The organism is Paenibacillus ehimensis NBRC 15659 (genome assembly GCF_004000785.1).
In the GTDB taxonomy this organism is placed as follows: domain Bacteria; phylum Bacillota; class Bacilli; order Paenibacillales; family NBRC-103111; genus Paenibacillus_G; species Paenibacillus_G ehimensis.
In genome coordinates, this window is record NZ_BILX01000093.1 from 1 (window position 1) to 22,891 (window position 22,891).

Genomic DNA, 22,891 nt, shown 5'->3' on the forward strand with positions numbered 1-22,891 from the left:
TCTTTGTCATCTTTCGATTTCGTTTTACAACCCATCGAAAGCGACCTCTTTAATATACCACATCTTCAACCAGTAATGCAAGTACTTTTTTAAAAAAGTTTTTCGAAGCTCTTCAAAAGCTTGTCCTTGCACTCTTTTGCGATGCCCCAGCTCATGGCCGGAAGACTAATATACCACGGCTTAAATCGAAAATCAACCCCTGTACATAAAAAAGATACAAACCAATATCGGCTTGTATCTTATAGGCAGAAATATTACTTTAAATTCCGGTCGCCGAAGCTGCTGACAGCTCCCGCTGCATTTCGTCGTGAATATGGCCGTTCGTCGCGAGAACATCGCGGACATGCAAGCTGTACGGATTGCCCTCCGTATCCGTAACTTTTCCGCCCGACTCGGTAATAAGCAGCGCTCCGGCAGCCATATCCCAAGAGTTTAATCCGATTTCCCAAAATCCGCTCAATCGACCTGCAGCTACATAGGCCATATGGAGAGCCGCAGATCCCGCCACGCGAATATTTCTTACTTTAGGAGCTAATGTTTGAACGCCGCGCATGTTCACCGGCAGCGCACCGGCCCGGTCAGCGGGGAAACCCGTGGCAACCAAACTATTGATAAGCTTCGTTTCGGAAGAAACTTGCATACGCTTTCCTTTGAGATAAGCGCCTTTTCCTTTCTCGGCAACATACAATTCGTTATGAACGGGATTGTAAACAACGCCGACGATGACCTCGCCTTTATGGGCAAGTGCCAGCGATACGGAGAAGAAGGGAAAGCCGTGTACGAAATTCGTCGTGCCATCCAACGGATCGACGATCCACAAATACTCGGCGTCGCTCAGCTGTGCCAACGCTTGCTTGGAGGCGTCCGGACCCGGAGCGACCCCCTCCTCGCCTAAAACAACGTGATGAGGAAAATGTGTCTGTATCAAATTGCGAATCATCGTTTCAGCACCCTTATCAACTTCAGTAACAAGATCGTGGGCTGAATATTTGGTTTGCAGCTTGTTGAAGTCTCCGAGTTTGCTTTGAATCCATTCTCCCGCTTTGGAGGCGATATTAATAGCAACCGCAGTAAAGCTTTTGCTGCCGACAGCAAAGGAGGGGATGTTGGAATTGGTCATTACTAATCATTCCTTTTCTATACCAATAAATAGAAGTCTTTTTTCAATCCTAGTGACATGGCAACAGATCGAATAGTATCAGTATAGTTAATATACGTAAAATATGCTACGGAGTTTCACCCAAACAGGCTGGCAAATGTGACAAAACCTTGATTTTTCCAAATAAGCTAATTTATACAAGAAAACCACCCGCCGATATGACGGATGGCCGCGTTTTATGCAGAGTATTAGACGCCGACGATATGGTAGCCCCCGTCGACATAGATCACTTCTCCCGTAATCCCGCGGGAGAGATGGCTCATTAAGAAAAGAGCCGTATCTCCAACTTCGGCGGTTTCGGTCGTGCGGCGCAGGGGCGCTTTTTCCTCGACGGTTTTCAAAATGGAATTGAAATCTTTGATGCCTTTGGCTGCAAGCGTGCGGATCGGACCGGCCGATATCGCGTTGACACGGATGTTATATTGGCCGAGGTCGTTCGCCAAATAACGCACGCTGGCTTCGAGCGCCGCTTTGGCGATCCCCATGACATTATAGTTTTTCATAGCACGTTCGGCGCCCAAATAAGTCATCGTCATGATGCTGCCGCCTTCGGTCATAAGCGGGTAAAGCTTCTGGGCCACGGCCACCAGAGAGTAAGCGCTAATATCGTGGGCTAGTGCAAAACCGTCTCTCGACGTATTGACGAACAGCCCTTCCAGCTCCTCCGTGCGCGCAAAAGCGATACTGTGCACAATGCCGTGCAGGACGCCAAACCGTTCCTTAAGGGCATCGGCCAGTTTCTCGATATCTTCGTCCGAAGTGACGTTGCAGGGCAGGATGACGGAATTCGGAATCGTTTCGGCCAGCTTCCGAACCCGTTCCTCAACCCGTTCGCTTTCATATGTAAAAACAAGTCTTGCGCCGTGGCTCGCCAAAGATTGCGCGATGGCCCAGGCAATGCTGCGGTCGTTAGCGACCCCCATGACCAATATGTTTTTGCCGGCAATCAAATTCATATCCATTCGTTCCCCTCTCATCCATAAAATAGGGCTCGGACAACTTTCTCCCTTTTCAACGTACTTCATTTCAAAGAAGATTTCAAGAGTACGGCTTCGCTGGGATTACAGTTCAAACGAAGCTTGGGACAATACCGTAATCCCTTCTTCCCGGCAAACCGCTTCCATAAGATGAAACAGCGCTTCGTCTTTCCTCTTAGCCTCAAGCATGATATCAAGTCGAGGCGTTGTTGGAGCGATAGCACGCAAAAATGGCAGGAGAATTCCGGTATCGATGAAATCCGCATGGCCGCGGGGATCTTTTTCGCTTTTGGGGCTGGAAACATGAATTTTGGGCGGCAAGCCGCGCGGAGGAGCTGCGGTATCCGACTGCGCTTTCTGACCCTGCCATGTTCGTTGAATTCTCGGCCATAGCTCTTCCGCCGTCTCTTCGCTCCGGTTCACTTGGTCGTGATGAATGTCAAGCACCATCGGAACGCCAACCTCCTCGCATACCTCCAAGGTTTCGAGGGCGGTAAACGTCTTGTCGTCGTTCTCCAACGTCATCCGTTCCCGGATGCGCTCCTCCAAAGTATCAAAATTGCGAATGAACCGTTCCCTTGCCGTTTTTTTGTTGCCGTACGTCCCCCCGATATGAATGTTGCACTTGGCCGACGCATCCAGCCCCATCGCTTCCAGCATGCGAACGTGACGATCCAGATCGGCGAAAGAATGCCGCAGCACCTCCTCCCGCGGAGTACTTAACACCGTAAAGTGATCGGGATGAAAGCTGATTCGCATCCGGTGCTCCCGGGCATAGCTGCCGACTTCCGCGAATGATTCCGCCAGCTCCTCCATCGGGTCCCAATCGTCCAGCATTTCGTGTCCGACTAATGGAATCAGCTTGGAAGAGCATCGGTAAAGCTCGATGTCATGCGCCCGGTTATGCTTAAGCAGCCGCAAAGTATTGTGAAGATTCTCGGCGGCAATCCGCTCCAGCTTGCGCAGCGCCGCCTCCCTGTCTTCAAGCTTGGCGAAGTTGGTATAGGTCATCGTTTTGGAAGGCGAGGCATTCTTGACAATCATCGACATCGCTACGTAGCCAAGACGAACGATCATGATACAATCACGCTCCCGATAGTTAACTACTCCATAGCTTGTCCCCGGAAAGAAAAAAGCACCCTCTTCCAAGGCTGGAAAAGGATGCTTCCCTCTAAAGTCTAACCACCGTAATACTATGGCCGAATCGGCATTCTACGCCCGTTCGCCGAAAAACATTTCGTGAGCCAATGACGTCTGGATGCGCGCTTCTTCCTCGCTCAGCTTGCGAACCAGTTCCATCTCGACCTGCGTCACTTCTTCGCCCTGAAAATTAATTTCGGCGATGGATGCCAAAATTTTGACTATGGCAATGGCCTGGTTATCCGGTGTGTAGGCGATAACTTTCTGTCCGGTGGGAAATACGCGGAAACCGCTTTTCACCATTTTGCCGCGGCCGTACTCCAGCAGCTCGAACAGCTCTTGCTCGGATTTAAACTTGCATACGGAATTGAACTCGGTTTGAAATCCCATGAATTCGCTCCTTTCAGCCGTTTGTAGCTTAAGCATATCGAACCCGGGAAGCTAAAAGCAAGCTCGGCGGGTTCCACCTGAAATGCCCGAGGGTTAGTCCAAGGTATACTCCAAGCGCTGCTTTTCGGCATGACGCTGCAACGCAAGACGAATCAAGTCGTCGATCAGCTCGCCGTATGGCTTGCCGCTCTCGCGCCACAGTAGCGGATACATGCTGTAAGGAGTAAAGCCCGGCATGGTGTTTATTTCATTAATGAAGATTCTATTGTCTTCCTTACGCAGGAAGAAATCGACCCGGGACAAGCCCGAACCGTCGATCGCCGTGAAAGCCCGAAGAGCGAGCTCCCTGATTTCTTCTGCCGTCTCATGCGGAATTTCCGCCGGAATAATCATGGAAGATGTGCCATCGACATATTTGGCTTTGTAGTCGTAAAACTCGCTCGAAGATACGATCTCGCCGACGACGGAAGCTTGCGGTTCGTCGTTGCCGAGCACCGCCACTTCCACCTCGCGGGCATTCACGAATTCCTCGACAATGACCTTGCGGTCATAACGAAATGCTTGATTTACAGCGGCTAGCAGCTCTTCGCGGTTGCGCGCTTTGCTTACGCCGACGCTCGATCCGAGATTGGCCGGCTTGACGAAGCAGGGGTACCCGATCGAGATTTCAATTTCCATCAGGAAGTAGGCGTTGTCTTTTTCCCATTGACTTCTCGTAAAGTGGCGGAAAATGCATTGAGGAAGGCCTTCCTGTGCGAATATTTTTTTCATAGTGATTTTGTCCATGCCTACGGACGAAGCCAATACGCCGGCGCCTACATAGGCGACATTCGCCATTTCGAGCAGCCCTTGAATGGTGCCGTCTTCGCCGAACGTGCCGTGCAGCAATGGAAAAACGACATCCAGCGGAGCAGACGACGCAGAAGCGCCCGAAACCTTAATCGGCGCGTCGGTAGCCGACTGAGCGGCAAAAAACGGCTGAAGGGCAAACTCTCCCGAGGATTCGGACGAGCCTTGGAACGCAAGCGCTTCGACCGATTCGGCCGGCGCCGTAAGCTGCGGTCCCGAATGCCAGTCCCCTTGCTTGGTTATGTAAAACGGATGCACCTCGTATTTTTCCAAGTCAAATGCTTTGATGACGGCCAGTGCCGTTTGGAGCGAGACTTCATGCTCCCCGGATTTGCCGCCGTAAATCAAGCCTACACGTATTTTGTCGCTCATAGAAACCTCCGGAAGAATGTTGATCCATACCGTCTAAAATCATGAAAAAGCGGGCTCCGTGCATGGCCGACGGCAGAAAAGCGAAGCCTAAGCTACGGCACAGTTAAATTCGGAAAAATTAAAAGGAATCGGATAAATGCAGGAATCGGTAGCGCGTTCGCTTCGTCCAAGCCGGGGAATCCGTATAGCTCCAGTACCGATGCTTGCTATTGATCGTCTGAGCGTTGACAAGCGGCATGCCGCTTGGGTCCTTGGCCGTCACAATCGTGGTATGCTGATACCGGCCGTCGCCGTCCCAATCGTAACTGATGACATCGCCCAAATCGAGCTGCTGCGGATTCGACACTTCTTGGGCCCGCAGCCCTCGGCGGCTCGTCAGCAAATAGAACTGGAGACTTTCGGCTACAGCCCAACTGAAGCTCCAGAGCTCCTGGCCGCCGACCCGGCCTTTGTACCACCAGCCCGAATCCCTTTTACCAGTATAGTTCATAGGCGCTCCGCCTGCAAAGATGCATTGGGACACGTAATTGCTGCAATTGACCTCAAAGGCAAGATAAGCCGGGTTCGTTTGGTCCCACCACCGATCGGCGTAACGCACCGCTTCGAGCCGGTCATACGGGATACGCGCGGCCGCTTGCTGGAAATGGGAGATGATTTGCGTATTCAAATACGGCACGGAAGGGGCGCGCATTAATCCGACGGCGGCAAACGAATCTTCCGCCTGCATGATCCCGCCCGCGGCCGGAGGCTTCAGACGCAAAGCCTGCTCCGTTTGAAGGTATTCGATATGTACAACGGACCAGCCGTCCGACGCCGGAGAAAGGGTGATCCGTTCCTGTTCGACCCGCTGCTCTTCGTGGAGGACCTGCCGAATCTCGCCTACGGTCGTCCGTCTGAGGGTGACGTCGGCTACGATGTTGTCTCCGCGCTCCACCGCTTGATCGACGATAAGCCGGGTTTCGCTTTTGGTCGGTACGAATTGCCGCTGACGGTCCGTATCCGCCCGCCGGGCAAGCCTCTCGGTCTGCGCGCTCAAATAGGCGGCATCCTTTACAAAGGGCAGCATCGGTTCCACGGAATAATCGATGTCCATTTGATTGCGATGATGTACATAGTCGTAGAGGGTCGTTTTCCAAGACACGGCATCGGTCCCCTTTCGTCGGAAGCCTGTACGGCTTAGATCGATTTGTCTCAACAGGGCAGAAAACATTCATTCCCATGGTATGCGCGCCGCCGTATAAAAATGAGCGAAATCAACCTTTACGAAAAGGCCTTTCAGCATGTATACTATAGCTATGGCTAATAATGAAATCAAGTTTCATACAATGAAACAAGATCCATGCAGCTGATTACTTGTCTAAGGAGGAATAGCACCATGTCTAAAAAAGACCAATTCTCGGTCCGCAAGCAGCTGAACGTTGGCGGTAAATCGTACAACTACTACAGCCTGCAGGCGTTTGAAGCGCAAGGCAACGGCCATGTGCAAAATCTGCCTTTCTCCATTAAAGTTCTGCTTGAAGCGGCGATCCGTCAATTCGACGGCAAAGCGATCACGGCAGAGCACGTTAAACAAATCGCCGGCTGGGCTTCCGAGCGCGATGCCAACAAAGAAATTCCGTTCATTCCGGCACGGATCGTGCTGCAGGACTTCACCGGCGTACCGGTTGTCGTCGACCTGGCAGCTATGAGAGATACGATGAAACGGGCGGGCGGCGACCCGAAACGGATCAACCCGCTTGTGCCGGTCGACCTCGTTATCGACCACTCGGTTATGGTTGACGCCTTCGGTTCCCCGGACGCGCGCGAATATAACGAACGCATCGAATTCGAACGCAATGAGGAGCGCTACCGCTTCCTGCGCTGGGCGCAAACGGCGTTTGACAATTTCCGCGCCGTGCCGCCGGATACCGGGATCGTTCACCAAGTGAACCTTGAATATCTCGCATCCGTGGCAGCAACGAAAACCGTAGACGGCGAAACGGAAGTATATCCCGACTCCCTCGTCGGTACGGACTCCCATACGACGATGATCAACGGTCTGGGTATCGTTGGCTGGGGCGTCGGCGGGATCGAGGCCGAAGCAGGCATGCTGGGCCAACCGCTGTATTTCGTAACGCCGGAAGTTATCGGCTTCAAGCTGACCGGCACGCTGGCAGAAGGCGCTACGGCGACCGACCTCGCGCTGACCGTTACCCAAATGCTGCGCAAAAAAGGCGTTGTCGGCAAGTTCGTCGAATTCTACGGCCCGGGCCTGAGCAACATCAGCTTGGCAGACCGTGCGACGGTAGCGAACATGGCTCCGGAATACGGCGCAACGATCGGCTTCTTCCCGGTTGACGCCGAGTCCTTGAACTACATGAGAGGCACGGGACGCAGCGAAGAGCAAATCGCGCTGGTGGAAGCTTACTATAAAGAGCAAGGCATGTTCCGTACCGACGCAACGCCGGATCCGGTGTTCAGCGATACGCTTGAGCTTGACCTCGGTTCGGTCGTTCCGAGCTTGGCCGGTCCGAAGCGTCCGCAAGACCGCGTCGAGCTGACGAACATGAAGGAATCGTTCAACAGCATCATCCGCACTCCGATCGAAAAAGGCGGCTACGGCTTGTCCGACGAGAAAATCGCGGAAACGGTCGAAGTAAAGCATCCGAACGGCGAAACGAGCAAAATGGGAACGGGTGCGGTCGTCATCGCAGCGATTACGTCCTGTACCAATACGTCCAACCCAAGCGTTATGCTGGGCGCCGGTCTCGTTGCGAAAAAGGCGGTAGCTCTCGGCCTCAGAAAACCGGGCTACGTGAAAAGCAGCTTGACGCCGGGCTCCCTGGTCGTTACCGACTACCTGAAAAAGGCCGGTCTGCTTGAGCCGCTCGAAGCGCTCGGCTTCCACGTCGCCGGCTACGGCTGCGCAACGTGTATCGGTAACTCCGGTCCGCTGCCGGACGAAGTCAGCAAGGCGATCGCCGACAACGATATGACCGTAGCTGCCGTACTTTCCGGTAACCGGAACTTCGAAGGCCGCGTCCACGCCCAAGTGAAAGCCAACTACCTGGCGTCTCCGCCGCTGGTTGTCGCTTACGCCTTGGCCGGTACGGTCAACATCGATCTGGCAAACGATCCGATCGGCTACGATCACAAGAACGAGCCGGTTTACCTGAAAGACATCTGGCCGACGTCGCAGGAGATTCAAGAAGCGATCCAATCCGCGATGAGTCCTGCGCTCTACCGTGAAAAATACGCCAACGTGTTCCGCTCCAACGAGCGCTTCAACGCGATCCAAGTACCGGAAGGCGAGCTGTACGAATGGCCGACCTCCACTTATATCGCGAACCCGCCGTTCTTCGAGAACCTGGGCGCCGGACTGTCGGATATCGCGGATATCCGCGGAGCCAAGACGCTTGCCCTGCTCGGCGACTCCGTCACGACGGACCATATCTCGCCTGCAGGTAACATCAAGCCCGACAGCCCTGCCGGCAAATACTTGATCGAGCATGGCGTGAAGAAAGAAGACTTCAACTCCTACGGTTCCCGCCGCGGCAACCACGAGGTCATGATGCGCGGTACGTTTGCGAACATCCGTATCCGCAACCAAGTGGCACCGGGCACCGAAGGCGGCGTGACGACTTACCTGCCTACCGGCGAAGTCATGTCCATCTATGATGCTTCGATGAAGTATCAAGAGCAAGGCACGAACCTCGTCGTTATTGCCGGTAAAGAATACGGTACAGGCAGCTCCCGCGACTGGGCGGCAAAAGGAACGTTCCTGCTCGGCGTGAAAGCCGTCATCGCGGAAAGCTTCGAGCGGATTCACCGTTCGAACCTCGTCGGCATGGGCGTACTGCCGCTGCAATTCTCCGAAGGCCAAAGCTGGCAATCGCTTGGCTTGACCGGCAGAGAAACGTTCGACATCACAGGTCTGAGCAACGACGTGCAGCCGGGTCAAAAAGTATCCGTCAACGTCACGCGCGAAGACGGCTCAAGCTTCAGCTTCGAAGCCATCGTCCGACTGGACAGCTACGTGGATGTCGATTACTACCGCAACGGCGGTATCCTGCAAACCGTACTGCGTCAAATTATGGCGTAAGACGAAGCCTTTAACAAAAAGGAAGCCCCAATCCTCCTCGCGAGGCCTTGGGGCTTCCTTTTGTGCTTTATGAAACAGCTCTGCCGATTACTTCAGCATCTTGCCCATTCTGCGGGCGGCTTCCATTAAAGCAGGCGCATGCTCCTTCATTTTCTTGAGCGTCAGCCGGTTCGCCGGCCCCGACACCGCGAGAGCGGCAACCAGCCGCTGGGCGCGGCCGAAGATCGGCGCCGCCACCGCCGCGGCGCCGGGTTCGCGCTCCTCGACGCTGGTAGCGTAGCCCAGCGTCTTCACTTCCTCCAGCTGCTGCAAATAAGCAGCTGGAGATACCGCCGTCGGCCAGGACGGATCGCGCAGCAGCTGCTGCTGCTCGTCCGGATCGGCGAAGGCGACGAGGATCTTGCTCGACGCGCCGACGGACAGAGGCAGTCTCGCCCCGATCGGAGCCACCCGGCGGATTGCCTGGTTGCTCTGAACCGCCTGCACGCGGACGCGCTCCATGCCGTCGCGCACGTACAGGCTGACGGTCTCGCCGACTTGATCGCGCAGCCGTTCCATCTCCGGCAGCACGATCAGCGCGGGGTCGTCGCTGTGCGTCAAGTTGGCGCTCAGCTCCCAGATGCGAAAGCCGAGGCGATACCGCTCCGAGGCCGGGTCGCGGATGATGAAGCCTTTGCCTTCCAGCGAGGCAAGCAGCCGGTGGACCGTGCTTTTATGGAGTCCGACCTTTGTAGAAATTTCCGTCAGGTTCAAATCTTCCGCTTCCGTAAAGCAAAGCAATATATCCAGAGCCCGTTCGACGGCGCGAACGGTTAGTTTGCCATCTTCGACCATATTCCCACTCCCCGAAAATCCGTTTCACTGGTTGAAATCTATTATAGCCGATTTCCATGCGTTTTCCTATATGAATGTCGTTCCTTCTTTATTAAATTTTCTGTTTCCAATAGTTGTAACAAACGATGTTACAGGAAGATTACAGAAAGTTTACATTTTTCGCGCAATATTGACGCCCGGCCATTCTCCCTATACTATAAAAATATAAGGATCTTACAAGCCTTGAATTTTCGGATCTGACCGCAACTGTATATCGCAAGTTTTTCCCTCCGATCGTTCGGATAAAAGCTGGCGTTTTCAAATCATTATCAGGGCCGTATCCGATCGTCATCCGCTACAGGCAGTCATCTTAGTTTCATTGGGAGGGATCTGGCATGGAAACCAATTCTTATTCACCCGTACCTTTAAACACCACTACGGTTGAAAGCGCTATCAAACGTACGACCTTCCTCAGAAGGCACCGGGGTCTGCTTCTTGCTCTGCTGTCCGTTCTGCTTCTGCTGTTCAGCTTAACGATGGCCTTTCACGCTTATGTGGCCTGGTCGCTGGTCCGGCCGCATATCGATCCGCTGCGTTCGAATCCCGCCGTCGCCTTCGGCGCCGCTTACGAGGACGTGCAATTCCCAAGTCTGAATGCCTCCTCCAACCTATCCGGCTGGTACATCCCGTCGAGTGCGGGAACGACAGCTTCCCGGCAAACGGTTGTGTTCTCGCACGGGTACGGCGGCAACCGCGAAGAAATCTGGGTGCCCATCTACGATTTGGCTAAGGCGGCCCACGATATGGGCTACAATGTGCTGATGTTCGATTACGGCTACGTTCAGCCTCAATGGAACGTGACAGGCGGTTTGCGCGAATCGCAAGAGCTGCTCGGCGCCGTCCAGTACGCGAAAGACCGGGGAGCCGAAAAAGTATTCGTCTGGGGCTTCTCCATGGGAGCCGGAACAGCTCTGCAGGCCGCGCTGCAGACGAAAGACATCGATGGCATGATTCTGGACAGCACGTTCGTGCTCGAACCGGACACCTTGTACCATAACATGAAGCAGGCGGCGAATTTGCCGAAGTTTTCCCAGAGCCTTGTGCATATGTTTTTCCCGCTTATCAATGGCGTCAGCTTGAACCAGGTGCCTTATGACAAAGTGAAAGAGACACAGTATTCGATGCCGATCTTCTTCATCCATGGCAAGAAGGATCTACGGGCCCCGTACGAAATGGCGGAAGGCATCTTCCAAAAGCAAAAAGCGGACTCCGGCTCCGCGCTATGGCTGCTGGAGAACGACGGACACGAGCTGATCTACCGTGCTCACAGCAAAAGCTATCTGCAGATGACGACCGGCTTCCTGCGTACGTTGTCCTCCGCTCCGGCACAGCCCTTGAAGTATAACAAAGCCCGTTAGACAAATATAACATAGCTGTACCCCTCCCTGAATACAATGTTCCTGTAGCGTCCGACCGCGAAAGCCGGATGAAGCAGAACGACGGGGAGGTTTTTGCTTATGCTGTACGTTTACGGTTCCCTGATGCCGCTCAGGGTGTTGGAGGAGATTCGGTTTTGGAAAATGCAGGAGAGAGAACATACGGTCGTCATCCGCGAGCTGGTGCCGAAGCTCGAGCCGGAGTATGCCGCACTGCTGCAGCAATGGGAAGGCGTGCTTGCGCAGACGGAAGCCGCCAGCCAGCAGTGGATCGAAGCCGTGCTCCGGACCAAGCCCCCGGTCGGTCCATATATCATCGATAAAGTTAACGAACTCCTCTACGCCTCCATTGCCCAGTCGCAGGAATTTATCCGGCAGTTGTTTCTCATTCTGGAACGAAGCCGGCCGGTTCGGGCAAATCCGGTCGTCCAAACCGTATTCATGCACATCATACGCGAATCCGAATATTTCCTGGGCGTTCTGCATGCGGTCCAAAACACGCCGGAAGGATATGAAGAGTTTCGGGCCGAGGAAGAAGCGGATCCATCGACCCAGACCCGCGCTCCGGATGAGGAGCAAGCGCACATTCACTTATGGCGCAGCGAAAGCGAATCGCATCCCGTCGATTTGAATCAGCTAACGGCGACTCAGGAAGGGACGTGGTCCGGGGAACGGCCCCCATCCCCCTATGCCAGGCCCGTACCGATCGGAGGCCACAAGCTGCCGCCTCTCCCCTATGCTTACAATGCGCTTGAGCCATATATCGATGCGGAAACGATGCGGCTCCATCATGACAAGCACCACAAAAGCTATGTGGACGGGTTAAACAAAGCCGAAAGCATGCTTGCGCGCTCGAGGGAAACGGGCGATTTTTCGCTGGTTACGCATTGGGAAAGGGAAGCGGCGTTCCACGGAGCCGGGCATTACCTCCATACGATTTTCTGGAATGTGATGAAACCGGGCGGCGGCGGAAAAGCGACAGGACCGATCGCGGCGGAGATAAAAAAATCGTTCGGCTCATACGAAGGGTTTCGGAAGCAATTCAGCGCAGCGGCGGAGAAGGTAGAAGGCGGCGGCTGGGCTATTCTGGTCTGGGGCCCGCGCAGCCATCGGCTGGAAATTTTACAGGCGGAGAAGCATCAGAACCTGTCGCAATGGGATGTCATCCCGCTCCTCGTGCTGGATGTATGGGAGCACTCGTATTACCTCAAATACAAGAATGAAAGGGCCAAGTACATTGAAGCTTGGTGGAACACAGTGAACTGGGACCACGTAAACGAACGGTTTGCGGCTGCCCGTCGTTTGATGTGGCTGCCTTACTAAAATAAATGATCCCCGGCCGACAGGTCCGGGGATTTGCTGCATCTATGGGTGGTCATTTATTGTCGAAGGGCTTGTCCCGTGACGGAAGCGGCTCGGTCTTGTTTACCGGAACCAAGCATCGAGATGAGCCAGGGAATGAAGATCAGCGGATACAGCATCAAATAGAGATTAGGCGTCCACCACGCCGGATCGAATTCGCCGCGAACGGCCCAGAATGAAATGGCCAGCAGTCCGGAGCTGAAGGTTAAAATAAGCGAGACCAGCGACCAGCCGATCCATGCGCCCCGGCCTTTTCTATGCAGATACAGGCTGTACAGACCTGTAAGAGAGATGAACAGATCAATAGGCATAAACGACCAATTCCACGCCACGAGAATCGGGTTGGTGTAATCGTTATACAATAATTCCGGCGGAATCAGCTTCAGGGCGGTAATTCCCCAATATACCAAAAACCCGATATCCGTGATCCAAAATAACACTCTTAGTGCCTTAAGCCGCATTGTATTTCCCCTTTCACCCTGTCTATTCAATCCTGTGCCTGGTGCTTTGACGCAGGGGTGCTTTCCGCTTGAGCACCGGCCGGGCTCCCGTGAGCCCCTCCGCTCAAGTTCAAGCCGATGACGCCGAGGATGATCAGGACGATAGAACCGGCTTTTAACAGCGACATGGACTCGTTAAAATACAAATACCCGATCACCGCAATGACCGCCGTTCCCAGACCGGACCATATCGCGTACGCTACGCTCACGTCAATCTGCTTCAGCGAGAAATTGAGCGCCGTAAACGCAAGCAAGTAAAAAACGACCATGAGGATCGAAGGCGTCAGCCGTGTAAAACCTTGCGAAAATTTCATCGAAATCGTTCCGGCGATTTCGAGGGCAATTGCAGCCCCTAAATATAACCAATACATCTGCGCATCCCCTTTTACGTGTGTGAAAGAAAAAGGACGCAGGCTCCCCGCATCCTCCGTCCCTACTCTTTAATTAGCGATAAAAACTCCGAGCGGGCAGCCGCATCCGTTCGGAACAGTCCGCGAACGGCGGAGCTCACGGTTTTGCTGCCCGGCTTCTTGACGCCGCGTGCGCACATGCACAAATGCTCGCCCTCGACGACGACCATACAGCCGTGCGGCTCAAGCTCCGACTCGATGATGTCGGCAATTTCCGACGTAATCCGCTCCTGCACTTGGAGGCGGCGGGTGACCGCCTCAACCAAACGGGCGAACTTGCTGAGCCCGGCAATTTTGCCGCTCGGAATGTATCCGATATGGATTTTGCCAAAAAACGGCGCCATATGATGCTCGCACTGGCTGTAGTAGACGATATCCTTCACAATGACGAGCTCCTCATGCTTCTCGTCGAAGGCAACGCCTAAAATATCCTTCACGTCTGCGTCATAGCCTGCAAAAATTTCTTCATACATGCGGGTTACCCGCGCAGGTGTGTCAAGCAGACCTTCCCGGTCCGGATCTTCGCCGATCAGGCGCAAAATCTCCCGGATATGATACTCGACCTGTTCCCGGTTGTCGGCAACACGGCTGTTTCTGTACTCTTTGGCCGGCATGGTGATCCTCCTCCTGAATTCGTCCGGAGTTTCCGTTCCAATATAGAAAGAAAAGCCCGCGACCAGGCTTTTCGGGCTTACGGACGAAACTTTTGCTTTTTCATCATGGATTGCATTTTTTGCATCTGCTGCTTGTTCAAGTTATACCCCATTTGCTTGGCCATCTGCTGCAGCATTTCCGGATTGCTCTGCATTTTTTCAATCTGCTTGCGCAAGTACTGCACGCCGATAAAAAAACCGGCCGCGCCTCCGGCAATGAGGGCGATAACCGCGGTAATGACGTAACCCCACATAATCGTACCTTCACCTCAAACGATGGATGTCATTTCTTCATCATAGCATGTCAAGGCCTCGGTTACAAACACCAATTTTCCTCTACATCAGGACGCTCTCGATAAATACGGTCGTCTGCTTGGCGAGATCGATCTCCTTGACCTCCATATCGTCCCCGCCGCCCTTGACCACACGGATGACAGGCCGGCCCGGCAGGCCCCGGTGCTGACCGACCACAACGCCGGTTTCCCGGGTGGACAGCTTAACCGACGTGCCTGTCGGATAAACCGACACCGTACGCAAAAACTGGATCACGATCTCCCGGTCGAGCTTCTCGCCCGCCAGCACCATCATGCGTTCGCACGCATCGTGCGGCAGCATCCGCCGGCCTTCGGACAAATCGAACAGCAGGTTGTCATACGTGTCCGCCACGGCAACGATGCGCGCGTACAGATGAATTTCATCGCCCGGCAGCTGACGCGGCATGCCTTTTCCGTCCATCGTCTCGTGATGTTGAAAAGCGACGTGCGCAATCAGCAAGCTAAGCTCCCGCTTATGCTTCAATACTTCAAAGCCGCGCCACGTATGATGCTTTCTCGGATCGCCGCTTTCATCGTCCGTCACAAGCTCAAGCTTGCCGACATCGTGCAGCAGCGCGCCGACCGCCAGCTCCTTCAGTTGCGTCGTCGACAGCCCCATATTGATGCCGATCAGCGTCGACATCATGCAAACGTTGATCGCATGCACGTACATTTCGTTATCGTGCGTCCGGATATCCGACAATTGCACCAGCACTTCTTTGTTTCGCATAATTTCGTCCAGCAGCGTATCGATGCTTACCCCGATGTGCTTCGTGTTGAAATCTTTCCCGGACCGGATTGAATCGAACGTCTCTCCCATCCGCTGCATCACGGCCCGCTTCGTCTCCTCCGAGACAAGGTCGGCCAGCTCGATATCGTCAAACTGCTGGTCTTTAATATAAATCATCGTCACGCCGATCCGCTTCAGCGTCGTGATCATGAAGACGGTTAGCTGCACCCCTTCGGAAAGCAGCACCGCCCCGTTAGCGGAAAATATCGTCCGTCCCAAATATTGCCCGGACTCGACGTTCTCGATATGCACGTATCTCACGCTAGGGCCCCTTTCCCCGAAAAGCCTTCATGCTGAAGCAAAAACGTTTTAATGTGCAGTCCGCCGCCGTAGCCGACCATCGCGCCGCTTGCGCCGATCACACGGTGACATGGTACAACAATCGGGATCGGATTGCGGTTGTTCGCTCCCCCTACGGCGCGCACCGCTTTAGGCGAACCGATCCGCACCGCGACGTCTTTATACGACCAGACCTCCCCGAACGGAATAGCGGTCAACGCCTTCCATACCCCAATTTGAAACGGCGTGCCGCGCAAATCCAGAGGCAGGTCGAACGTCCGTCTCGTACCGGCAAAATAAGCCTGCAGCTGACCGGCCGCCTCGGATAGCGCTCCGGGGTCCCTTATCCAATCGTCCGTACCGTATCGTTGGCTGGACCAAGCGCGAAGCTTCGGCTCGACATCGGCGAACGCGCCGAATTCGATCTGACACAAGCCACCCTGTTTCTCCGCGTTCCAACCGAGCGTCAACACGCCGATCGGTGAATCGATTTCATCGTATCGGATCGCCATCCTGCTCTTCCCCCTGTCGCTCTCCCGTAAATTGCGCGCGCGCTTTGCCGATCTCCCGGCGGGCGGCCTCGTCCCGCTCCGTCTCCCAAGCGGCGTCCAGCGCCTCGCGCGCCGTCTCCCCTCCGATGCGGCCAAGCGCCCAGGCGGCGGTGCCGCGAATCTCGGGACGCTCGTCCTTCCGCAGCAGCTCCGCGAGCTGCGGCACGCTGCTTGCGTCCCGGAAGTTGCCCAGCGCGAGGATCGCGTTGCGCTGGATCGGCTTGCGGCCCCGCCAAGCGGCGGCACTGTGGCCGAACCGCTCTTTGAACTCGCGGTTCGACATCGACAGCAGTGGCAGCAGCAGCGGCTTGACCACCTTGGGGTCCGGCTGCAGCTCCGGATGGTGCCCGGCGTGAATGCCTTTATTTTTGGGACAGACGATCTGGCATGTATCGCAGCCGTAAAGCCGGTTGCCGATCTTGCGCTTCAGCTCGTCATCCTCGATAAGCCCTTTCGTCTGCGTGAGGAACGACACGCAGCGCTGCGCGTTAAGCTGCCCCGGGCCGACGAGCGCTCCGGTCGGACAGGCGTCGATGCAAAGCGTACAATCGCCGCAGCTCTCGGTCACGGGCGTATCCGGCGGAAAAGGCACGTTCGTGATCAATTCGCCGAGGTAAACCCAAGACCCCCATTCCGGGGTAATGACGGAGCAATTTTTGCCGACCCAGCCGATCCCGGCCCGTTCGGCCACCGCCCGGTCGACAAGCGCTCCGGTATCGACCAGACTCGCCGTACGCGCTCCGGGCACCCGTTCGCGTATCCAGTCTTCCAGCCTTGCAAGCCGGTTGCGCAGCACATGATGGTAGTCCTGGCCCCAGGCGGAACGGGACAAAATGCCCCGGTACGCACCCGGCTCGGACCGCGGCGCATCTTTCAGCTTCGACGGATACGCGACCGCGATCGAAATAATGGACCGTGGTTCCGCCAGCGTCAGCGCCGGGTCCACACGCTTCTCGATATCCGGCTCCTCGAAGCCGGATTCGAACCCTTTCTCACGGTGCCGGATTAAAATATCCTTCAATTCGACGAACGGGTCGGCGCTCGCAAATCCAATCTTGTCAATGCCCAGCTTCGCCGCATCCGCTTGCAGCTGCTGCTTGAGCTGTCTCCAGTCCGCTGGCTGCAGCTCTTCCGCTGCCGCCAAACCTTCGCTCCGCGACTCCGTTCCCGCCCTGCTGTCTTCTTTTTCCATTACAGGCTCCTCCACTTTTGCGGCGGCCATACGATCCATTCCGCCCGTCCGACGACCCGGGTGATCGGAATGGCGCCGAAGGTGCGGCTATCGTAGCTGGCGTACCGGTGTCGGTTGTCCCCCATGACAAACAGGTGGCCTTCGGCAACCGTATAAGGCTCGAAGCGTCCGTCCTCGATGTTGGAATCCGTGTACGCTTCCTCCGCCTCGCTTCCGTTGACATAAAGCTTGCCGCCCCGGATATGCACCTCGTCCCCGGCCACCGCTACCACCCGCTTCACCAAAAAAGGATGCATGGATTCGCTTCCCGGCGGCTCCTGGATGACAACGACGTCTCCGCGCTTGGGGGGCGTGCCGGCATATCGGATCGTTTTATTGATAAACAACCATTCGCCCTCTTCCAGCGTAGGCTGCATAGATTCTCCTTTGACTGTGGACAAATGAAACACGAATTGATGCATGAGCACGACCAAGGCCACCGCGAACGCGAACCACTTCATCCAGCCCAGCAGCTCCCGTAAAGGATTGGAATCAACCGGGGGTTCCGCCGGGCTTTCGGTCCGTTCGCTTTCGTTGTTGCTCAAAGAAAAGCTCACATCCTAACCCTCCGCTCCGCGTTCTCTCCACTGCTCATAATAGGATAGGACCAGCTCGTCCCGAAACGGCGCTCCAGCGCCCTTTACGCGCTCCAGCAAATGCTGCAGGCCCTGCTCGACCTTGCTCTCCACGACGGCGGAATAATGATAGGCGAGCTTGTGCCGCTCGTATTCTTCCCGGTCAACGACGTGCACGTCGCCTGCCGGCATGCGAATCACATCCAGATCGTAATCGATATAGGTAATGACGCGTCCGTTCACATACGGCGGGGAAGCGACGTTGCAGTAGTACCGGACGCCGGCTTCCTCGATCAGCGCAACCACATTAAACCACTGTCCCGGGATAAAAAAAGACACCCCGGGTATGCGGCTGACCCATTCTTTGCCGTCCGCCTCGACAATTTTCGTCTGGCTGTTAATCAGCACCAGCATGGACTCCGCCCGATGGGATTCATGCAGCAGACGCTCCGGCACCAACCAATTTTCAAGCCACATGCGATGTAAGTGCCCATCGTGTTTAAAGCTTTTGATGACATGCGGGGTAAACGTCTCCATGTGGTCCAAACCCTTCTGTCTGCTGTTTTCAACTGACTGGCGTGCTTCTTTCTCTTGCTACTAGCATAAACTTATGTTGCACCGCTTTCAAGAGCCGTAATCTTCGAACAAACAAAAAAAGCATAGCCGGGAAGCCGAGGGGCTCCGGGTATGCCTGCATGATTCGTCGTAACATTGATTCGTTCTGATGTCAGCCGTTCACAATGCTGAGCCGCTGCGGGAACCGGGAAAAATCTTCCGCCTGATACCCGGCTTTCTCGTATACGGGAATGACCACTTCGTTGTGCGCATCGATGGTAACCATAATGCGGCGCACTTTGCGTCCCACAAAGCGTTGGCGAAGGGACTCGATCAAGGTCTGGCCGATTCCTCTGCGCTGATGATCCTGCTCGACGGCAATACGATAGTAGTAGCCGTCCTGGTTATCGATCGTTCCGACGATGACCCCGACGATCGCGCCTTCGTCCTCCGCAACAAGGACGAGCTCGCTGTCCCAGGACAACTGTCTGGCGAAAGCCGACATCGTCTCCTCGTAACATTCCTCTGAAAGCACATTCCTGAAAAGCTCCGTGACTGAAACGTAATCGGACAATTTAAACGTACGAACCAGATACGAACTTACAAGCATGTTAAACTCTCCCCGCCACTCATATGGTAGATAATAAAATACGACAAATAACGCAATATTCCTGCTAAATATCAAAAAATCGATAAAAAATCTTCATATTTTTTCAAATCCTCCTGAAAGCGCTTAATTTTAAGCGTTTACAAAGGTTTTGGCCATTTATTGTCTACTTTTCACAAAGCGTGCATTTCGGTCAACGGCGAAAAAGCTCCCTCCGGCATCCAATGCCTTCTGGGAGCTTTTCCTGCGGTCTGATCACGGGGCGTTATTTCTCCATATGGTTCAAAAGCCGGTACAGAACCGTCACGGCCTGGGCTCGCGTCGCTTGTCGCTTCGGCTCGAAGGAGCCGTCCGGGTTGCCTTCCAGCAAGCCTAATCCGGCCGCCCGCCCTACCGACTCCTTGGCCCAATCGCTGACCGCCTCGCGGTCCGTGAATGCAAGTGCGTCCGTTGGCGATTGGGACTCGGCCCCGCGGACATAAGCGTCCGCGTTCATCAGCATGTGGGCCATTTGCTCGCGGGTGACCGGCGCTTCCGGGGCGAACGCCGTGTCGCCGACCCCGCTCACAAGCTTGGCTTCCAGCGCTTGGGCCAACGCATCGCGATACCACGCATCGTGCGGCACGTCCTTGAACGGCAGCTCCTTGGCGCCGGACGGCAGCTTCAGCGTCCGCGCAAGCAGCGCGGCGAACTGAGCCCGCGTCATGGCCGCCTCCGGCGCGAAGGCCGTCTCCGTCATGCCGTCGGCGATCTGCCTGGCCGCCATCCGTTCGATGGCCGCTTTGGCCCAATGACCCGCTATATCGTCAAACGTCCGGTTCCATTCCATCACGGCATAGGACGAGAAGTGGCTCAACCGGACTTGAATCGCCCCGTTCTCCGCCTTGCCGCCGACATACTCCCAGCGTCCGGCCGGAGCGTTATAAACGTAAATTCCCGTCTTGGCGGCATCGCCGATCTTGGCAGAGTCGTACCGCAGCAGCGCCGTCACGCTCTTGTCGAACGCTTGGATCGTCCGGTCGCCCGCCTGAAGCGTGAAATCGAACACCGGAGAAGCGAGTCCCGCATAAGCCGGCTTGCCGGGAGCCTCCTGCGACAGGGTGACGGTTAGCTTAACCGGGGTCGCTGCGCTCTCCACGGCAAAAGCGTCCGGCGGAATGGTGAGCGACGCTTGGTCGGAGCGAACGACGAAGGCCGATCCGGCTTCTGCCGCTTTAAGCCATACCTCGCCCGGCAGTTCCACGATAATCTGCTTCAAGGCGTGGCCGGATCGGGAGCTGGCGTCGATCGTTACCGGCGCTCCTTTGGCAGCGGCAAGCTGCTCCAGCAGCTTTGCCTTGTCCGGCTTCACGCTCAGAACGGAGCCGGATTCGCTTTTGCCGTCGCCGGAAGCTGCAGGGGCACCGCCCCAGCCGCCACCGCCTCCTCCTCCGGCGCAGCACCCCGCGCTGCCCCCTCCACCTCCGCCGCCGGCAGGAGTCGGCTGGATGATATAAGAGTACTCGGCGGTCTCACTCCAAACGCCGTTTTTCATCGCAGCGGCATAAAACGTTGTATCGGAGTTGATCGTTAAAGGCCCCGCGTATTCGTAGGAATTCATTCCATCGTACGAAATATAGATTCGGGCTCCCGGTGTCGCCGAAGATAACGTTACGGTTTGGGGACCGGTGTAAGTTCCCGAACCGATCGAGGCTTTCGGCCGATCCGGAAGCTTCGAGAATCTTGCCGCGCCGGATTCGATGAATTCATTACTGCTGCCGGGCGCATCGTTGGCCTGGATCGTAATTTCGTAAACGTCGTCGGTCACGGAAAGCTCGACCGGACCGCTCCATTCCCCTTTGACCAAAGAAACGGTTTTGTTCTGTTTATAACGATCCTCGTGATTCACCGTCACTGTAATTTCGGAGGACAGGCCCCGAAGCGGGGTCCCTTTATCGTCCTCCGCCCTTACCGTCACGTTGGCGTGCCGCCCGTCCGGCTCCGGCGCTGCCGTCATACGGAGACGCGGCATGGTAAAAGCCCGCTTGCCGTTCATCAGCCCTCCGCCGTAATAATCTTGATGCTTCGGAAAGTAATATGTCCCCAAATAATATCCCGATATCGGCGGTACATCCAGCTTTTGGCTGCTGTCATACAAAATATGATGCACGTCCTGCGAGCTCAAGTTTTTATTTTGAGCTTTGAGCAAAGCGGCCAGTCCCGCCACCATCGGGGACGAATAAGAGGTCCCGGCACCGCTGGCATAGCCTCCGGACAGCGCCGTCGAGTACACGCCGGTTCCCTGCGCAACCGTTGTTATTTTTCCAATATTGGAAAAATCGGAAATCGTCAACGTATTGTTCGCCACGCGGGTAACCGAGCCTACGGAAACGACGCCCTCGTAGCGCGCCGGGTAGACGGTCCAGGCAAATTTCCTGTAGCCGTTATCCTGACGGGTCGGAAAATCGGCAGGCGCGCCGAACAGCCAATGGTTGCTCTCGTTGCCGGCCGCTGCGACAATAACCACATTCCGGGCCAGGGCGTAATCGACAGCTTCTTTCAGCATTTGGCTGTTTTGCGGCATCCCCAGGCTGATGTTGATCACGTCTACCTTGTTGTCCGCCGCCCATCGGATGCCTTGGGCTACGGCGCTGCTCGGAATATAGTCTTTGTTATTGGCGTCTTTCTTCCCTACCTTCACCGGAACGATCCTTGCGCCGCCGGCCGCTCCGGCTATGCCGATGCCGTTATTGGTTACGGCTGCTGCGATCCCGGCGACCATCGTACCGTGTCCCGAATCGTCGACAGGAGGCTGGCCTTCGTCAAGCGCATTATAGCCCGCTTCCAAGCTCCCGGCGAGATCCGGATGGTGCGGATTCACTCCCGAATCGACGATCGCGATACGGATCGAAAACCTGTCCTGCACGCGCTCCCAGGCATAGGTCATCTCGGTTACACTGAGCCCCCACTGGCTGCCGTTCACATAATAAGGGTCATTCGGTTGATAGATGGAGGAGGTCACGGTCGTTGAACCGCTTCCGCCTGCGACCTGACCCGGCACCTCCGTAACGGCCGGATCTGCGTATTGCAGCAAATATTCGGGCTCGGCTGCCGCCACGGCAGGGTCCTGTTTATAGCGCTCGACAGCGGAAAGCACGTTCTCTCCCGGCGCCAGCGGCATTTCGACGAACGAATCCGAATCCACGGCAGCAAGCAGTCCGGCAGAGCCCTCGCTCCCCGCCTGCTCCTTGTATTTCACCCATACTTTTCCGGAAACCACGTTGGCCGGCTGAGTTGCGGGGAACAACGGCATTGAAAATGGTGAAAACGAGGACCGTGCATCCTTGTTCCCCTCCGCTGCCTGCGCTTTTCCCGAACTCCAACCCAAAAAAGGCGACAGCAGCATTGCCGTCGCTAACGTTACGTGAAGCCATCGCTTCTTCTTCATCCGCATTTGCTCCCCCCAGCCATCTCCCAGTTGACAACTCTACTAAAACTTACCACTCTAGTATATGACGCGGCAAAATGCTCTGGCAATGAAAGATTGCGAATTTTGCCGAAACATAGATGTAACCGTTTCGTATTAATTGGTAATTTCCTTAGAATGGGAGCGAATCAAGATGAAGAAGCATGAGCCCTCCAATCCGAACGCTACATCGGCAACGGGAAATAAGAAGCTGATCAGCCTCTTTGTGGCGGCCGCCCTGGCTGCAAGCGCCGGATGCTCCTCGCCTCCGGCTGCGAAAGCCCCGCTGCAGCCGTCCCCGCCTCAAGGCGGAACAAATCCGCCCACTGCCGCGACAGGCACGGGAGCTGCGGCCGGCGCCGCAGCCGGCATCGGAGCCGCAGCCGGTGCGGCGGCCGGTGC

The 22,891-nt window shown here is 55.6% G+C and carries 21 protein-coding genes and 1 pseudogene; 4 read left to right on the forward strand and 18 right to left on the reverse strand.

From position 1 onward, the window contains the following. Positions 1–259 precede the first annotated feature (259 nt). The 6 genes from PEH01S_RS30475 to PEH01S_RS30500 all read right to left on the reverse strand — a co-directional run bounded on the left by PEH01S_RS30475 (position 260) and on the right by PEH01S_RS30500 (position 6,028). Entirely contained in the window at positions 260–1,120 is an 861-nt protein-coding gene (locus PEH01S_RS30475) for an inositol monophosphatase family protein (RefSeq protein WP_127489930.1), read from the reverse strand. 227 nt (positions 1,121–1,347) lie between these two features. Then, positions 1,348–2,115 carry an enoyl-ACP reductase FabI gene (gene fabI / locus PEH01S_RS30480; RefSeq protein WP_127489940.1) on the reverse strand — a complete coding sequence of 256 codons (768 nt, stop codon included), beginning with the start codon at positions 2,113–2,115 and terminating at the stop codon, positions 1,348–1,350. A gap of 105 nt (positions 2,116–2,220) precedes the next feature. Next, positions 2,221–3,213, reverse strand: coding sequence for a UV DNA damage repair endonuclease UvsE (gene uvsE / locus PEH01S_RS30485; protein WP_025852541.1), 993 nt, complete (start codon positions 3,211–3,213; stop codon positions 2,221–2,223). A gap of 135 nt (positions 3,214–3,348) precedes the next feature. After that, positions 3,349–3,666, reverse strand: a complete 318-nt coding sequence (locus tag PEH01S_RS30490; protein ID WP_025852540.1) for a hypothetical protein — start codon at positions 3,664–3,666, stop codon at positions 3,349–3,351. Positions 3,667–3,759: 93 nt separating this feature from the next. Further along, positions 3,760–4,887 carry a D-alanine--D-alanine ligase gene (locus PEH01S_RS30495; RefSeq protein WP_025852539.1) on the reverse strand — a complete coding sequence of 376 codons (1,128 nt, stop codon included), beginning with the start codon at positions 4,885–4,887 and terminating at the stop codon, positions 3,760–3,762. Positions 4,888–5,005: 118 nt separating this feature from the next. Next, entirely contained in the window at positions 5,006–6,028 is a 1,023-nt protein-coding gene (locus PEH01S_RS30500; RefSeq protein WP_127489932.1) for an amidase domain-containing protein, read from the reverse strand. A gap of 234 nt (positions 6,029–6,262) precedes the next feature. On the opposite strand from PEH01S_RS30500, the gene acnA reads away from it, so the two are divergent. Next, positions 6,263–8,968: an aconitate hydratase AcnA gene (gene acnA, locus PEH01S_RS30505; RefSeq protein ID WP_025852536.1), complete on the forward strand. Its 2,706-nt coding sequence runs from the start codon at positions 6,263–6,265 to the stop codon at positions 8,966–8,968. An 87-nt stretch (positions 8,969–9,055) separates the two neighbouring features. On the opposite strand, the gene PEH01S_RS30510 is transcribed toward acnA, so the two are convergent. Then, entirely contained in the window at positions 9,056–9,802 is a 747-nt protein-coding gene (locus PEH01S_RS30510; RefSeq protein ID WP_025852535.1) for an IclR family transcriptional regulator, read from the reverse strand. Positions 9,803–10,176: 374 nt separating this feature from the next. Between PEH01S_RS30510 and PEH01S_RS30515 the strand changes: the two genes are divergently transcribed. Together PEH01S_RS30515 and PEH01S_RS30520 are read left to right on the forward strand one after the other, a co-directional pair. Further along, positions 10,177–11,199: an alpha/beta hydrolase gene (locus PEH01S_RS30515; protein ID WP_025852534.1), complete on the forward strand. Its 1,023-nt coding sequence runs from the start codon at positions 10,177–10,179 to the stop codon at positions 11,197–11,199. A gap of 99 nt (positions 11,200–11,298) precedes the next feature. Beyond that, positions 11,299–12,540, forward strand: a complete 1,242-nt coding sequence (locus tag PEH01S_RS30520; RefSeq protein WP_025852533.1) for a Fe-Mn family superoxide dismutase — start codon at positions 11,299–11,301, stop codon at positions 12,538–12,540. Between the two features lie 56 nt (positions 12,541–12,596). Here PEH01S_RS30520 and PEH01S_RS30525 read toward each other — a convergent pair whose 3' ends face one another. From PEH01S_RS30525 to PEH01S_RS30575, 11 genes are all read right to left on the reverse strand, one after another. Then, positions 12,597–13,040, reverse strand: coding sequence for a DUF5360 family protein (locus tag PEH01S_RS30525; protein WP_127489934.1), 444 nt, complete (start codon positions 13,038–13,040; stop codon positions 12,597–12,599). 26 nt (positions 13,041–13,066) lie between these two features. After that, entirely contained in the window at positions 13,067–13,450 is a 384-nt protein-coding gene (locus PEH01S_RS30530; protein WP_025852531.1) for a DMT family transporter, read from the reverse strand. A 62-nt stretch (positions 13,451–13,512) separates the two neighbouring features. Next, positions 13,513–14,103, reverse strand: a complete 591-nt coding sequence (gene folE, locus PEH01S_RS30535; RefSeq protein WP_025852530.1) for a GTP cyclohydrolase I FolE — start codon at positions 14,101–14,103, stop codon at positions 13,513–13,515. Positions 14,104–14,180: 77 nt separating this feature from the next. Continuing rightward, positions 14,181–14,396, reverse strand: a complete 216-nt coding sequence (locus PEH01S_RS30540) for a YneF family protein (protein ID WP_025852528.1) — start codon at positions 14,394–14,396, stop codon at positions 14,181–14,183. An 82-nt stretch (positions 14,397–14,478) separates the two neighbouring features. After that, positions 14,479–15,507 carry an HD-GYP domain-containing protein gene (locus PEH01S_RS30545; RefSeq protein ID WP_025852527.1) on the reverse strand — a complete coding sequence of 343 codons (1,029 nt, stop codon included), beginning with the start codon at positions 15,505–15,507 and terminating at the stop codon, positions 14,479–14,481. Beyond that, positions 15,504–16,037 carry a methylated-DNA--[protein]-cysteine S-methyltransferase gene (locus tag PEH01S_RS30550; RefSeq protein ID WP_025852526.1) on the reverse strand — a complete coding sequence of 178 codons (534 nt, stop codon included), beginning with the start codon at positions 16,035–16,037 and terminating at the stop codon, positions 15,504–15,506. The genes PEH01S_RS30545 and PEH01S_RS30550 overlap by 4 nt, the downstream gene beginning before the upstream one ends. After that, entirely contained in the window at positions 16,018–17,268 is a 1,251-nt protein-coding gene (gene queG / locus PEH01S_RS30555; RefSeq protein ID WP_127489936.1) for a tRNA epoxyqueuosine(34) reductase QueG, read from the reverse strand. Before queG ends, PEH01S_RS30550 begins: the two co-directional genes overlap by 20 nt. Next, complete coding sequence (gene lepB, locus PEH01S_RS30560) at positions 17,268–17,864, reverse strand: signal peptidase I (RefSeq protein ID WP_025852524.1); 597 nt, start codon at positions 17,862–17,864, stop codon at positions 17,268–17,270. The genes queG and lepB overlap by 1 nt, the downstream gene beginning before the upstream one ends. A 3-nt stretch (positions 17,865–17,867) precedes the next feature. Continuing rightward, on the reverse strand, positions 17,868–18,419 hold the full coding sequence (locus PEH01S_RS30565; RefSeq protein WP_025852523.1) for a DUF402 domain-containing protein: 552 nt from the start codon (positions 18,417–18,419) through the stop codon (positions 17,868–17,870). Between the two features lie 190 nt (positions 18,420–18,609). Next, positions 18,610–19,047: a GNAT family N-acetyltransferase gene (locus PEH01S_RS30570; RefSeq protein WP_025852521.1), complete on the reverse strand. Its 438-nt coding sequence runs from the start codon at positions 19,045–19,047 to the stop codon at positions 18,610–18,612. A 262-nt stretch (positions 19,048–19,309) separates the two neighbouring features. Continuing rightward, positions 19,310–22,471 carry a S8 family serine peptidase gene (locus PEH01S_RS30575; protein WP_164828092.1) on the reverse strand — a complete coding sequence of 1,054 codons (3,162 nt, stop codon included), beginning with the start codon at positions 22,469–22,471 and terminating at the stop codon, positions 19,310–19,312. 172 nt (positions 22,472–22,643) lie between these two features. Here PEH01S_RS30575 and PEH01S_RS35075 point away from each other — a divergent pair. Continuing rightward, positions 22,644–22,891 (forward strand): annotated as a pseudogene (locus PEH01S_RS35075) (hypothetical protein); the annotation flags it as partial.

What these genes read in the sequence shown, in the direction of transcription:
- PEH01S_RS30565 (WP_025852523.1), bottom strand. Translation starts at nt 18,419, where the DNA reads ATGGAGACGTTTACCCCGCATGTCATCAAAAGCTTTAAACACGATGGG.
- PEH01S_RS30510 (WP_025852535.1), bottom strand. Translation starts at nt 9,802, where the DNA reads ATGGTCGAAGATGGCAAACTAACCGTTCGCGCCGTCGAACGGGCTCTG.
- uvsE (WP_025852541.1), bottom strand. Translation starts at nt 3,213, where the DNA reads ATGATCGTTCGTCTTGGCTACGTAGCGATGTCGATGATTGTCAAGAAT.
- PEH01S_RS30525 (WP_127489934.1), bottom strand. Translation starts at nt 13,040, where the DNA reads ATGCGGCTTAAGGCACTAAGAGTGTTATTTTGGATCACGGATATCGGG.
- PEH01S_RS30570 (WP_025852521.1), bottom strand. Translation starts at nt 19,047, where the DNA reads ATGCTTGTAAGTTCGTATCTGGTTCGTACGTTTAAATTGTCCGATTAC.
- PEH01S_RS30475 (WP_127489930.1), bottom strand. Translation starts at nt 1,120, where the DNA reads ATGACCAATTCCAACATCCCCTCCTTTGCTGTCGGCAGCAAAAGCTTT.
- PEH01S_RS30550 (WP_025852526.1), bottom strand. Translation starts at nt 16,037, where the DNA reads ATGGCGATCCGATACGATGAAATCGATTCACCGATCGGCGTGTTGACG.
- PEH01S_RS30515 (WP_025852534.1), top strand. Translation starts at nt 10,177, where the DNA reads ATGGAAACCAATTCTTATTCACCCGTACCTTTAAACACCACTACGGTT.
- queG (WP_127489936.1), bottom strand. Translation starts at nt 17,268, where the DNA reads ATGGAAAAAGAAGACAGCAGGGCGGGAACGGAGTCGCGGAGCGAAGGT.
- acnA (WP_025852536.1), top strand. Translation starts at nt 6,263, where the DNA reads ATGTCTAAAAAAGACCAATTCTCGGTCCGCAAGCAGCTGAACGTTGGC.
- fabI (WP_127489940.1), bottom strand. Translation starts at nt 2,115, where the DNA reads ATGAATTTGATTGCCGGCAAAAACATATTGGTCATGGGGGTCGCTAAC.
- PEH01S_RS30530 (WP_025852531.1), bottom strand. Translation starts at nt 13,450, where the DNA reads ATGTATTGGTTATATTTAGGGGCTGCAATTGCCCTCGAAATCGCCGGA.
- PEH01S_RS30495 (WP_025852539.1), bottom strand. Translation starts at nt 4,887, where the DNA reads ATGAGCGACAAAATACGTGTAGGCTTGATTTACGGCGGCAAATCCGGG.
- PEH01S_RS30520 (WP_025852533.1), top strand. Translation starts at nt 11,299, where the DNA reads ATGCTGTACGTTTACGGTTCCCTGATGCCGCTCAGGGTGTTGGAGGAG.
- PEH01S_RS30575 (WP_164828092.1), bottom strand. Translation starts at nt 22,471, where the DNA reads ATGAAGAAGAAGCGATGGCTTCACGTAACGTTAGCGACGGCAATGCTG.
- folE (WP_025852530.1), bottom strand. Translation starts at nt 14,103, where the DNA reads ATGCCGGCCAAAGAGTACAGAAACAGCCGTGTTGCCGACAACCGGGAA.
- PEH01S_RS30540 (WP_025852528.1), bottom strand. Translation starts at nt 14,396, where the DNA reads ATGTGGGGTTACGTCATTACCGCGGTTATCGCCCTCATTGCCGGAGGC.
- PEH01S_RS30490 (WP_025852540.1), bottom strand. Translation starts at nt 3,666, where the DNA reads ATGGGATTTCAAACCGAGTTCAATTCCGTATGCAAGTTTAAATCCGAG.